General features: G+C 49.9%; 8 protein-coding genes. 6 read left to right on the top strand and 2 right to left on the bottom strand.

Going from position 1 to position 13,198, the window contains the following annotated elements; all coding sequences use genetic code 11:
- The first annotated feature begins 192 nt into the window (after nt 1-192).
- Complete coding sequence (gene cysZ, locus RC73_RS00640) at nt 193-963, top strand: sulfate transporter CysZ (protein ID WP_039032813.1); 771 nt, start codon at nt 193-195, stop codon at nt 961-963.
- Nucleotides 964-1,043: 80 nt separating this feature from the next.
- Here cysZ and RC73_RS00635 read toward each other — a convergent pair whose 3' ends face one another.
- Together RC73_RS00635 and RC73_RS00630 are read right to left on the bottom strand one after the other, a co-directional pair.
- On the bottom strand, nt 1,044-2,168 hold the full coding sequence (locus RC73_RS00635) for a beta-ketoacyl-ACP synthase III (protein ID WP_039032812.1): 1,125 nt from the start codon (nt 2,166-2,168) through the stop codon (nt 1,044-1,046).
- Between the two features lie 11 nt (nt 2,169-2,179).
- Nucleotides 2,180-3,352, bottom strand: coding sequence for an RDD family protein (locus RC73_RS00630; protein ID WP_052247897.1), 1,173 nt, complete (start codon nt 3,350-3,352; stop codon nt 2,180-2,182).
- Nucleotides 3,353-3,564: 212 nt separating this feature from the next.
- Here RC73_RS00630 and cysK point away from each other — a divergent pair, with 212 nt between their 5' ends.
- The 5 genes from cysK (at nt 3,565) to RC73_RS00605 (ending at nt 13,195) form a co-directional block, all read left to right on the top strand.
- Nucleotides 3,565-4,533 carry a cysteine synthase A gene (gene cysK, locus RC73_RS00625; protein WP_039032811.1) on the top strand — a complete coding sequence of 323 codons (969 nt, stop codon included), beginning with the start codon at nt 3,565-3,567 and terminating at the stop codon, nt 4,531-4,533.
- Nucleotides 4,534-4,754: 221 nt separating this feature from the next.
- Entirely contained in the window at nt 4,755-5,825 is a 1,071-nt protein-coding gene (locus RC73_RS00620) for a methyltransferase (RefSeq protein WP_039032810.1), read from the top strand.
- Nucleotides 5,826-5,916: 91 nt separating this feature from the next.
- Nucleotides 5,917-6,921, top strand: a complete 1,005-nt coding sequence (locus RC73_RS00615) for a TDT family transporter (protein ID WP_039032809.1) — start codon at nt 5,917-5,919, stop codon at nt 6,919-6,921.
- A gap of 426 nt (nt 6,922-7,347) precedes the next feature.
- Complete coding sequence (locus RC73_RS00610) at nt 7,348-10,242, top strand: TonB-dependent receptor domain-containing protein (RefSeq protein ID WP_039032808.1); 2,895 nt, start codon at nt 7,348-7,350, stop codon at nt 10,240-10,242.
- Nucleotides 10,243-10,546: 304 nt separating this feature from the next.
- Nucleotides 10,547-13,195, top strand: a complete 2,649-nt coding sequence (locus tag RC73_RS00605) for a TonB-dependent receptor plug domain-containing protein (protein ID WP_039032807.1) — start codon at nt 10,547-10,549, stop codon at nt 13,193-13,195.
- Nucleotides 13,196-13,198 lie beyond the last annotated feature (3 nt).

Below are 13,198 nucleotides of genomic sequence, written 5' to 3'. Positions count from 1 at the left end.
TGAAGGAAATTCAATAGCCTGATTGAAACGCCGCCGTCCTGGCCCAAGAAGCTGTATAAGCGCTGTCACTTTAGCAAAGCGGGCCGCATTTTGTAACGCTTTTTATTCCCTTGGCTGCGTTTTTCCCTTGTTTTCGTGGCCTTGGTTGCTCAAAATCGGCCTAAGTATTCTTTTATTGAGAGTAAGTGGTACATGTCCGCATCTTCAAGACCCGCCAAGAGCGGCGTCAACTATTTTCTCCAAGGCTTTAGCCTGATCAAGCAACCGGGCTTGCGCAGCTTTGTGTTTATTCCGCTGATGATCAACCTGCTGTTGTTTGCCGGCGTCATCTATTTTGCCATAGGCCAACTGGGAAATGTGTTTGCCTGGCTCGAAGGCCAACTGCCGGACTATCTCAGTTGGCTTAATGTGATCCTCTGGCCACTGGCGATTATCACCTTGCTGGTGCTGCTGTCGTTTATCTTCAGTTCCGTGATGAACTGGCTGGCAGCGCCATTTAACGGCCTGTTGGCCGAAAAGGTAGAGCAACTGCTGACCGGCAAGCCGCTCAATACCGGCGGCACCTTGGATTTTATCAAGGATCTGCCGCGGATCCTCGGCCGCGAATGGCAAAAGCTGGTGTATTACCTGCCGCGGGCCATATTGATCTTACTGCTGTTTTTTATCCCTGTGATTGGCCAAACCGTTTTCCCTGTGGTCTGGTTTATTTTCAGTGCCTGGATGATGAGTATCCAATACTGTGACTATCCTTTCGATAACCACAAGGTGGCGTTCAAAGAGATGAAGTTTGCCCTGAAAAATACCAAGGGCAGCAGTATGAGCTTCGGCGCCGCCGTCACCCTGTTTTCCATGATCCCTATAGTCAACTTTATCGTGATGCCGGTTGCCATTTGCGGTGCCACTTCAATGTGGGTCGACAAGTATCGCGAAGCTTATCGCAACCCGGCCATAGCGCCAGATTAAGCGCCGTAGGTCGATTGAGACACAAAAATGCCTGCTGTTGCAGGCATTTTTTATGCTTCATGGTAGAGGAAAGCCAGGTCTTAACAAGCTCGCAGAATTAAACTGCCGATGGAGTAACCTGCGCCGAAGGAGCTCAACAGGCCCAAGTCCCCCGGTTTGAAGTCCTGGTGATATTTATGGAAAGCGATTACAGAACCGGCCGATGCCGTATTGGCGTATTGATCCAGCACCACAGGCGCCTTCAAAGGCTCAGGCGTTTCACCCAGGAGCTTTTTCACCACAAACTGATTCATATTGATATTGGCCTGATGCAGCCACAGACGCTTAAACTGTTCCGGCGTGATACCAGCTTCTTCGAGCTGTACATCCAAATGCTTGTATATCATGGGCAGCAGCTCTTTAAAGACCTTGCGTCCCTGTTGATGAAACAGCTTATCGGCCTCGCCGGACGTGGCCGGATCACAACGGTTAAGGAAACCAAAGTTGCTGCGGATATTGTTTGAGTAATGGGTAAAACAGCGGCTCGACAGAATTTCAAAGGCTTGCTGGGCGCGGCAAGTCGCAGCCGGCTCCAATACCAAAGCCGTAGCCACATCACCGAAAATAAAGTGGCTGTCGCGGTCACGATAATTGACCTGAGCCGAACATATCTCAGGATTGATGACCAACACACGCCTGGCGCTACCACTGCGAATGGCATTAGCCGCTGTCACCAGGGCAAAAGTCGCCGAGGAACAGGCGACCTGCATATCAAAGCCATAACCCCGGGTACCAAGAGCCTGCTGAATTTCAATCGCCATCGCCGGATAGGCCCGCTGGGTGTAGGCACAGGCAACTATCACCAAGTCAATGTCATCCGCCTTGAGGCCGGCGTTATCAAGCGCTTGCTTGGCCGCATGCACGCCCATTTCAGCCTGCAGTGACAGGTTGTCGCTGGCACGCTCAGGGATCAACGGCATCATGACTTCAGGATCCAAGATCCCCTCTTTGACCATCACAAATCTGTGTTTGATGCCTGAAGCCTTCTCGATAAACTCACTCGATGAGTAATTCAGCGCCGCCACATGGCCAAGATCTATCTGGGCGCGGTTCTCGGTATTGAATAGGTCAACATACTGATTGAAGCTGTCCACCAATTCTTGATTGGTTATTCCTTCCGGTGGGGTAAACAGCCCGGTACCGGAAATGACAATCGCATCCTTCATAAACTACCTTCTTATTGTTTTGTGACCTGTTCTGCCTGCAGCATCGTCTCTGTTGGACTCACGCGTGGCTTACTCAGATCAATGACAACTGTTGCTGAGATCTTATCCTGGATGGCTTGCCTGTTGGCATCCCAAAAAATCTGCAAGAAACCCAGCAGTCCAGTGGCAAAGCCTGCGCCGTATCCCCCGTAACGGCCAAAGGCGTCCCATAGGGAAAGCTTACCACCTCCGAGGGCAATCACCCGCACCCGCATGATTTTTTTGCCTAAAGTCTGACCATCAAACCAGGCAGTGAACAAGGTAAAATAGAATGCCGCCCAGCCAAATCCAAACCCGAGGTCATTGAGCATCCCCTTGGCCCAAGCAAGCAGACTGTATTGTGTTTCTTCCTCCTGCTCGTCCTCTTCAGCTTCCGGTCTTGAGTCGTCTTCGGCAGATACTGGCTTGGTTTGTGTGTCGATTTTTGCATTGTTTTTTACATCAGTTTTTACATCGTTTTTTGCATCGGTTTGTGCGTTAGTCTGTGCATTGAGTGCCGCTACAGACTCGTGCTTCATTGAAGCCAATTGCGGCATCAAGTCTGCATTTATCGCCGCAATATCGGCTGAAGCAAGCGGCAAGTCATCCAATGCACCTTGCAGCATAGTCTCGGCCTGGGTGCGTGACAGCCCTGCCTCAGCCGCAGCATGAACCAGCAAACCCGCTTCATGTTGAGCGCAGGCCTTGTTCTCACACAGACTCAAACGCAGTAGTTGCGGCGTCAAGGTCAGCAGTGTCTGCCCCTGAATCTCATTATCGCGACTCTGTTGCAGGCCGTTGACCTTAATCATCTGTGGCACCGCAGACCAAAGCAAAACCGCCGCCATAAACAGATACAAAAGCCCCTTGGCCCAAGTGGAGATCCTGTTGGCATGATTGTGTATATAGTAAGCCAGCAGGCACACCAAAAGCACAAACAAGGGGCCGGCCTGTTCTGCCAGTATAGCCACCAATAAACCATCTATCATGATAGCCAGCGCCCGTTTCCAAGGTTTTGCCAAGGGGGTGTAGAGCAGCTCCGGCGCCACGCTGAATGCGGCCGGCGTCACTATGCTGCGGGGATCTTTACCCGGATACCGTTTACGACCGCCCTGTTCCCCGGTGCGATTCGGATTTGCCTCCTGGGCATTACCCTTGTAATCCAAGGCTATTCTCCTATTTGAAATAGAATGTTGTTTTTTGGTTAACATCAATTCGGCGTTGAGATTAACATAAAGCGAAACTGGCTTACTCCGAAGTTACGAATAACAGAGATTCATGTAATAACTAAAAAGAATAAAGAAGAACAAAGATTCACTTCTCTTTGATCTCATGAGGATTATGCTTTAGGGATGCAATCAAAGGAGGCCAGCAAGCCATGAGCAAAATTTTCGAAGACAATTCCTATACCATTGGTAACACCCCACTGGTTCGTCTTAACCGCGTCAGCAACGGCAAGGTGCTGGCCAAGGTAGAAGCCCGTAACCCAAGCTTCAGTGTCAAATGCCGTATTGGTGCCAATATGATTTGGGACGCCGAGAAAAAAGGCCTGTTGACCAAAGACATAGAGCTGATTGAACCCACCTCAGGAAATACGGGTATTGCGCTGGCCTATGTTGCCGCGGCCAGAGGTTACAAATTGACTTTAACCATGCCCAACACCATGAGTCTCGAGCGCCGTAAGCTGCTCAAGGCTCTGGGCGCCAACCTGGTACTGACTGATGGTGCCAAGGGCATGAAAGGGGCCATCGAAAAGGCCGAGGAAATCCGCCAATCAGCGCCGGATAAATATCTGCTGCTGCAGCAGTTTGACAACCCGGCCAACCCTGAAATCCACGAAAAAACCACAGGTCCAGAGATCTGGAACGATACCGATGGTCAAATCGATGTATTTGTTGCCGGTGTCGGTACCGGCGGCACCATCACAGGTGTGAGCCGCTATATCAAAAACACCCAAGGCAAGGCAATCACAGCTGTGGCCGTTGAACCAACCGACTCGCCGGTGATCAGCCAAACTCTGGCGGGCCAACCCGTGCAGCCGGGTCCGCACAAGATCCAGGGCATAGGCGCTGGCTTTATTCCGGGTAACCTGGATCTGGAACTGATTGACAAGGTAGAACTGGTCACCAATGACGAAGCGATAGAGATGGCTCACAGGCTGATGAAAGAGGAAGGCATTTTAGTGGGTATCTCCTCCGGTGCTGCCGTCGTTGCCGCCAACCGCATCGCCGCCCTACCGGAATTTGCAGACAAAAACATAGTGGTGATCCTGCCATCGGCTGCCGAGCGTTATCTGTCCTCAGCCCTGTTTGTCGGCCAATTCGGCGATCAGGAAAACGTGCAGTAAGTAAAATCGCAACTTGAAAGCCCTGTCTAATGATGGGGCTTTTTTATGCCAGCCTCTCGTCCTGAACTCTATCGCTCAAAATATCCCGTTTGATCCCGAAATCAAAAGCGGCATTAACCACATATTTGCCCTCTTGATCAAAGTTTCATTCAGCTGGCCTGTACTTGCCTTGTGCTTTGCGCCATAAAGACTCTTTTTGAACCTTTTCCACGGCTAAGACAATGCCCTTTTTTAGTGAACCCGCCAAACTCAGTGCCTTCGAGGCCAAATTTGAAGCACAAAAAATCGCCTTCGCTCCGGTCAGTTTTCAGGTGACCCGCTGCCTGCTGCAGTTCGACATCCTCAAGCATATAGATGCCGCAGGCGATGAAGGTACCAGCCTTGAGATACTCAAAGAAAAAACCGGGCTGACAGAATATGCTCTGGGCGTTTTACTCGATATGGCGCTCTCCATGGGACTAGTTTGGCACAAGGGAGACAATTACATTCTCGACAAGACAGGCTGGTTTCTGCTGCATGACGATATGGCCGCCACCAATCTCAATTTTATCCACGACATTTGCTACCAAGGCCTGTTTCATCTGCAGCAAGCGCTGGAACAAGGCGCTCCCGAGGGACTGAAAGTTTTCGGCGATTGGCCCACTATTTACCCGGCTCTGAGCCAGTTACCGACAGAAGCCAAACACAGCTGGTTCGCCTTTGACCACTATTATTCAGATCATGCCTTTGACAGCCTGATGCCGCGCATATTTGCCAATGGGCCGACTCATTTGGTGGATATCGGCGGCAATACCGGCAAGTGGGCCTTGAAGTGTGCCGAATACAACACACAGTGCCGGGTAACCATAATGGATCTCGCTCCCCAGCTTGAACTGGCCGCAGAGGCCGCAAAAGCTGCAGGTTTAAGCGAGCGGATATCCGGTCTGGCGTGCGATCTGCTTGCTCCTGACGGCCCCTTTGTTAGCGACGGCGATCTCTATTGGATGAGCCAATTCCTCGACTGTTTCAGCGAGGCACAAATCCTGGCCATCCTGCAGGCTTGTGCCAAAGCCATGCCGGCGACAGCCGAGCTCTGCATTCTGGAAACCTTCTGGGACAGACAACCCAATGCCGCCTCCGCCTATTGTGTCAATGCCACCTCGCTCTACTTCACCGCCATGGCCAACGGCAACAGTCGTATGTATCACTCCAAGGTACTGCTGAAACTACTGCAACAAGCGGGTTTTTATGTCGATGAAGATATCGATGACATAGGACTTGGACATACTCTGCTGCGCTGCAAGCTTAAATAAATTTGAATCAATGAATAATTTAATTTCAATTTTATTAACCAAAGACCGATTTTAGACTAGGACCATCAAATTGGAATCTAGAGGTCACAGTATGAAACTCGTTGCCACTACCACTGAAGAACTCAGCACTCGCGAGTCCAAGTTTAGTAAAGCCGCTTTCAAGCGACTGCCAAGCCCATTGGCCGGATTGGCGCTGGCTATCGCTAGCCTGGGCTGGGCCTGGGAAAACGTATCAGCAGAATTTCCCGGTCTGGCATTGGGCGCGGTGGTTGCCGGCATATTACTGTCTCTGCTGACAGTCAAATTCATTCTGCATCCTGAATTACTGAATGAAGAACTGCGCCACCCAGTGGTCGGCAGTGTGCTGCCCACCTTTGCCATGGCACTGATGGTGATCTCCAAAGCCGTAGGGATCCATCTTCCTTTGTGTGGCTTCCTGATCTGGCTGGCGGCTATCGCCATTCACTGCTGTTTACTGGCTGCCTTTGTGCTGCATAGAGCAATGGACTTCAACCTGGAGCATATGGTGCCCAGTTGGTTTGTGCCCCCTATCGGCATGGTGGTAGCAGCTGTGACCTTTCCCGGCGCCGAAGCCGGCGAGGTAGGCGCTCAAATCGCTCACATCATTCTGATGTTCGGCCTGGTGAGTTACTTGGTGATGCTGCCTGTGATGCTCTATCGCTTGATTTTCTGTAATCCGGTCGCGGATGCAGCCAAGCCTACCATAGCGATTCTGGCAGCACCGGCCAGCTTGTCTTTGGCCGGCTATCTGACCCTGACTCCTGAGCCTGAGCTTTGGTTGGTCGCCCTGCTGCTGAGTCTGGCCCTGCTGATGACCCTGGTCATCTATCTGGCCTTCCTGCACTTGCTGCGCCTCCCTTTCAGCCCTGGGTTTGCTGCTTACACCTTCCCCATGGTGATAGGCGCCACAGCTCTACTGAAAACAGCCGCCTGGTGCAACAGCCAACCCATGCTGCAATCACTGCACCGGCCACTGGCGCTACTTGGAAATATTGAGCTTGTGATAGCCAGTGCTATCGTCGGCTTCGTTGCTATCAGTTACCTCAGACACTACCGCCCCTGGTCATCTGTATGATGAAACCGAGTTACAACAACGCCAAAAGTGTGACGCTTGTCACGCTTTTGGCAAATTAATAGATCTTCAATGGCCAACAAATATTCACTCAAGTATCTAGACAAATAAAAACATCTCTTAAATAAAAAAGTAAAAAAACAAAAATACCACACCATAAAAACAAAACCACCACAAACAACACACCTTGAAAAAACAAAAATAAAACACAACACGACATTATCAAGCAATTAAAAAAATAAACACCGTACGTTATATCTTTGTTACAAAAAGAGCTTTATTTGTTATTAATTCAAACAATTTATATCTGTTTCATCTATGTTGCACTTTTTATTTCTGCAAGGTTATATTCTTGATACATCCGTAAACATCTATTAATTAATTCGGGTGTAAAAATAAAAAATCATACATAAGTATCAGGGAGATATAATGCAAGTTAATTCTAAATTAGCCAAAGCGGTGCGCTTTGCGTTAATTGGTGGTGTTGCAACTGCAGCCTATTCCGCACCAGCATTGTCGGCAGAACAAGAACAACAAACGGCAAATTCAGCCGTTGAGCGAATCTCTATCACAGGCTCACGTATCATTCGTGAAGGTGCCGTGGCGCCAACGCCAGTGACTGTAATCTCAGGTGAAGAACTCCTGTCTACCGGTGTGACCAACATAGGTGAAGCCCTCAACCAGTTGCCTGCGCTGGGTAACACTTATTCCCTTGCCAACTCCGGGCGTTACATTGGTACTGCCGGTGCCAACCTGTTGGATCTGCGTACCATGGGTACCGACAGAACCTTGGTGCTGGTAAACGGCAAACGTCATGTTGCCAGCTCAGCGGGAAGCTCTTCGGTTGACGTCAACACGATTCCAAGTGCCTGGGTCGAAAAAGTAGAAGTCATTACCGGCGGAGCATCTGCCATTTATGGTGCCGATGCGGTCACTGGTGTGGTTAACTTTATTCTGAAAAAAGATATTGTCGGCTTGGATATCTCGGCTATTAAAGGTCGGGCTGATGACAGTAACTTTGGTAAAGACAGAATTTCGCTTTCTTACGGCAAAGATATTAATGATGGTCGCGGTAATATCGCCTTCGCTGCGGAATACAGCGCTCAGGATAGACTCAGAGCTTTCGATCGTGATCAAACCAGAACCTCATTTACCAGTCTGAAAAATACCGATAGACCCAAGGATGCTAACGGTAATTACATTGACTCCAACAACCCGTCTGATCCGGACAAGTATTTCCTGCCAAACGGCGGACATTACAGGATCAGCAACGCCGGTACCTTCTTTTTGGATGGTTGGAAAACCTTCAATCCAGACGGAACCATAGGTGATGTTTACATAGGCCCAAAAGTCGACGGTAACTACTGTGTCGACTGCGACTTTACCAACTTGAGACAGTTTGAAGATCTGCAGCCCGAGTTCAAACGCTATAACCTCAACTTGAAAAGCAATTATCAGTTGAATGACGATATGAACCTCTACTTTGAGGCAAAATATGTCAACAGCCAGGCCAGTAATTATAGCCAACCGGCCTTCTTCTTTGGCAATAAGCTTAACTCAGTGAAGATTGACAACCCTTATCTGGATCCCAACCTGGTTGCTCTGATGAAGAACAACAAGAATGCGGACGGTACTCCTCAACCACTGGATTCAATCGTCATCAACCGTTTCATGGCTGACCTGGGCCAACGTATAGAAGATGACACCCGTGAAACCCAGCGCTATGTATTGGGCCTTGAAGGCGTCTTGGCCGACGATTGGGACTATGATCTGTACGCCATCTATGGTCAGACAGATCTGGAGCGGGTAAACAAAAACAACCTGATCTATGCCAACTACCAAAATGCCCTCGATGCCGTTATGCTCGACGGTAACATAGTCTGTCGCAGCGAAACCGCCCGCGCTGAAGGTTGTGTACCGGTCAACATTTTTGGTGCCGGTAATCCAAGCCAGGAAGCCATTGACTATATCAATACCACTTCTGTTGGCAATGCAGTAATTAAGCAAACTGTTTTGGGTGGCACCATCACCAATTCCGGGCTATTTGAATTACCGGCGGGCTATGTAGGCTTGTCTACCGGGGTTGAGTACCGCAAAGAAGAAAGTGAGACTAAAGAGCCTGAGAATGCCGGAGGTACATTCTTCAATGCCTTGGGCGAAGACAAAGGTGATTTCGATGTTAAGGAAGTATTTGCGGAAGTATCAATCCCGCTGTTGGCCGACTTACCGCTGATCCGCCAGCTGGATATGGATCTGGCAGTCCGGTTCGCCGATTACAGCACCATAGGCAATGCGACCACCTGGAAAGCCGGTCTAAGCTGGGAAATCAACGATGAGCTGAGAATGCGCAGTACCTATGCCGAAGCCATCAGAGCTCCAAATATCAGCGAACTGTTTGGTGCACCGAGTCAAACATACTTTAGTGTTAAAGACAGCTGCCGTATCGATAACCTCAATACATTGGCTGATTCAGCCACCCGCCGTAAGAACTGTGCTGCAATGGGTGTACCTGCCGATTTCAATGATGAGTACGATGCCAAAAGGATAGAAGGTAAGAGCAGTGGTAACCGGGAACTGAAGCCAGAAGAGTCCACCAGCTACACTGTTGGGCTTATCTACCAGCCTGAGTTTATCGAAGGTCTATCTTTGACACTCGATTACTGGAACATCAAGATCGACGATGCCATCAGCTCCATCGGAGCACAGACCATAGTTGACCGATGCCTGGATTCGGCCAGTGGTATAAATAATCAGTACTGTGACTTGATCACCCGCGATCCTTCAACCCACCAAATAACCTTGATCCAAAGCCATGCGCTGAACGTGGCATCACTGGAAGCAGCCGGGGTGGATCTGGATCTGGCCTATAAGGCTGATATTCTCGGCGGTGATTTCAGTGCTAACCTGATCGCGACCCACCTGATAAAACGTCGTAACTTCTCCTTCCAAGATGATCCCAGTGATTATGAAGAGTTGGCGGGTACTTTGGGATATGCCGATTGGCAGGCTAACTTGACTCTGAATTACAAGTATGAAAACTGGCTCAGCTACTGGCGTACCCGTTTCGTCAATGATGTCAGCTTGTACACAGATAAGGATCTGGCCCTTAATGCCAACCCAAGTTCCAACATGCAGTACGACGATTACTTCATCAGTGATGTTGCTTTGGGTTATCAATTTGATTCCGGCATAACCCTCAAGTTTGGTATCGATAACTTATTCGATAAGGACTTGCCTTATGGTTCAACCGGAACCAGTGCAGGATCTGCTGCATACGATAACATCGGCCGCTTCTACTACACTAGTTTGAACTATTCCTTCTAAACTGGATTAAACAGAACTTAATCCTGTAAATAAGCGGCGCATTCGCGCCGCTTATTATTTGCTCATCTTAATTTCTCGCCAATTGTTGCAACATTGTTTTCTTTGTGTTTTTTATTTTAATAACCTTTGTATCAATAATATTTAAAAATACTTGGTTACATCTTTATTACAACAAAAAGATAGTCAATAAGCATTTAACCACTTGTATTATTTGTATCTTAATGGTTACATTTTGTCGCCGAATTGTTCTTTATCGGCCCTAATAAATACAAAAAGATAAAACAAATATCATAAAAGGATATAAATGATGAATCTCAGTGTCAGCAAAGCTGTGCGCTTCGCCTTGTTTGGCGGCGCTGCAGCTGCCTCTCTTAGCTTACCCGCTGTTCAAGCCAACGAAAACGAACAACAACTGGAGCGCATCGAAGTTACCGGCTCGCGCATTAAGCGTACCGACATGGAATCGGCACTGCCGGTGACGGTAATGAGTTCTGAAGACATAGCCAAAACCGGTCTGACAGATGTTTCTGCGGTACTGGCACAAATGCCATACAATACGGCGGGCAGCTTTATCAGCGACGCTGGTAGCTCTGCCAGTAACCACGCCAGCTCAGGCATGCGAGGCCTGGGTTCAAACCGTACCCTGACCCTGATCAATGGCCGCCGGATTGCACCATCAGCCACCTTCGGTGCCGATGCAACCAACCTTAACCTAATCCCCATGGACGCCATCGAGCGTATTGAAATTCTTCGTGACGGTGCATCAGCCATCTATGGTTCCGATGCCATTGGCGGTGTAATCAACATCATTCTGAAGAAAAATTATGATGGCCTCGGATTTGATCTGAAATTCGCCAACCCGACTCAGGGTGGCCGTGATGAAATGTCGGCGTCGATGACCTTTGGTAACACCAGCGACAAGAGCAGCAGTCTGGTTATCATAGAGCATAAGAAGTTTGATCCTCTCAAGGGTGGCCAGCGTGAACATCTCACTGCCAACTGGGATAAAGCTTATGGTCGCAGTTCTCTGTATGCACCGGAAGGCACCTGGCGCCCTGTAGCTGCTCGCCCAGGCAAAAAAGAAGATGGAACCTTTGAGACGCCAAGCTACACTGGTGACTATGTTCCAGGTAAAGACTGCCCCGCCGATCAAATCGTTCAGAGTAAAGATGGTCCACGTTGTGGCTACAGTATGTTTGATGGTACCGATTATCTGCCGGACCAGACCAAAGACTCCTTGTTCAGCAACCTGACTTACAAGATCACCGATAATCTGGAGTGGTTCGGTCAGGCGATTGTGATGCGTGACAAGTCCACCACTTCTTCAACCGCACTGTGGACCCCCAACCTGTTTATAGCAGCCGACAACCCACTGAACCCAACTTATGGCACAGCCGGTGCAACTGAAGTACAGGCTTACCACCGTCTGACAGGCGTGGCCGATCGCAGCACGACGTTCAAGTCCGATGTTGTTGACGTGGTGACAGGGCTGAACCTGGAGCTGGATGCCGGTTCACTGAACTGGTACGTACAGTACTCAGATCAGCAGGTGGATATAAGCACAGACTCTTATGTGTTTGAAGACAACCTGCAGCAAGCCGTCGATGCCGGGCTTTATAACCCATTTGTTCTGGGCGGTAATGCCACTCAGGCAACCCTGGACAGCTTCCTGCACACAGCCACCCGTCAGGCGGATTCCAAGACCACAGCAACAGCCATTTCCTGGGCAGCCCTGGCACCTATCGCCCTGCCAGGCGGTGACATAGGTTACGCTGTGGGCGCCGAGTACCAGAAGATGGAATTCAGCGATCGCCGCGATGCGCAGCAAGCTGCCGGCAAAGTACTGGGTACTTACGGTGGCGACTCTGCCGGTGAGCGTAACTACAAGGCTGCCTTCGTTGAGTTGGAACTGCCGGTCACCGACGATCTGAACGTTAAACTGGCCAGCCGTTATGACCAATACAGCCTGCCGGATGAAGGCCAGCTGTCCAGCTCTATCAACCTGCGTTACCAGTTGTTGGATAACCTGGTCCTGCGCGCCTCTTACGGCCAGGGCTTCCGTGCTCCGTCACTGGATGATCTGCTGGGCGAAGCTGCTACCAGTTATGACCGAGTGATCGACACCAAAGGTTGTCAGATGCTACCGCCTGACCAACGCGAAGGCGCCGATGTGTGTGAGTCAACTCAGTATCTGCGCAAGAGCTCAGGTAATCCGGAGCTGAAACCTGAAGAGTCTGATCAGTATGCCTTCGGTGCTGTGTGGAACATCACAGATGATATCTCTCTGGTTGTGGACTACTACAACATTGAGATCAGCAACCAGGTCAGCTATGTCGGTGCCCAGACTATCCTGGATCTGGAAGCCACTACAGGTCTCGGTGCCTACGATCCTAAATATGTCTATGTGAAGCGTGATACCGACGGCAAGATTGAAGAGATTGGCGCCGGTTACATCAACATGGACGGGGTGCAAACCTCGGGTCTGGACGTCTCTTTCAGCTCGCGCTTCGAGCTGGGTAACTACGGCAGTCTGAAATTTGCCCTAGACGGCACCTATGCACTGGAGTACACAGAGCAAGCCAGTCCGGTCGATCCACGTTACGACGTGCTGGGTACCAAGGGATATCCTGAGCTGCGTTTCAACTCCACCTTCAGCTATGAGTACGATGCCTTCAGCGCCTCGCTGATCGCCAAGTACATCGACTCCTATGCCGGTGAAACACCACAGCAGCAAGCTGCCAACATCGACAAGCAGGACTTTGGTTCCTTCACCACTTGGGATCTGGCCATGAACTATGACTTTGACCAGTTCGGTAAAGTCACGGTCGGTGCCCGTAACCTGTTCGATGCCATGCCTACGGTTAACTATGAGCTGTCCTACCCAGGTTATGACGCCGATACCCACAACATTATCGGCCGCGTAGTCTACGCGGGTTATCAGATCCGTTTCTGATAA

Source organism: Shewanella sp. ECSMB14102 (assembly GCF_000813075.1).
GTDB lineage: Bacteria > Pseudomonadota > Gammaproteobacteria > Enterobacterales > Shewanellaceae > Shewanella > Shewanella indica.
Note: the sequence above shows the minus strand (reverse complement) of the source record. Positions and strands in the feature narration are given on the sequence as shown.

What these genes read in the sequence shown, in the direction of transcription:
- cysZ (WP_039032813.1), top strand. Translation starts at nt 193, where the DNA reads ATGTCCGCATCTTCAAGACCCGCCAAGAGCGGCGTCAACTATTTTCTC.
- RC73_RS00635 (WP_039032812.1), bottom strand. Translation starts at nt 2,168, where the DNA reads ATGAAGGATGCGATTGTCATTTCCGGTACCGGGCTGTTTACCCCACCG.
- cysK (WP_039032811.1), top strand. Translation starts at nt 3,565, where the DNA reads ATGAGCAAAATTTTCGAAGACAATTCCTATACCATTGGTAACACCCCA.
- RC73_RS00620 (WP_039032810.1), top strand. Translation starts at nt 4,755, where the DNA reads ATGCCCTTTTTTAGTGAACCCGCCAAACTCAGTGCCTTCGAGGCCAAA.
- RC73_RS00615 (WP_039032809.1), top strand. Translation starts at nt 5,917, where the DNA reads ATGAAACTCGTTGCCACTACCACTGAAGAACTCAGCACTCGCGAGTCC.
- RC73_RS00610 (WP_039032808.1), top strand. Translation starts at nt 7,348, where the DNA reads ATGCAAGTTAATTCTAAATTAGCCAAAGCGGTGCGCTTTGCGTTAATT.
- RC73_RS00605 (WP_039032807.1), top strand. Translation starts at nt 10,547, where the DNA reads ATGATGAATCTCAGTGTCAGCAAAGCTGTGCGCTTCGCCTTGTTTGGC.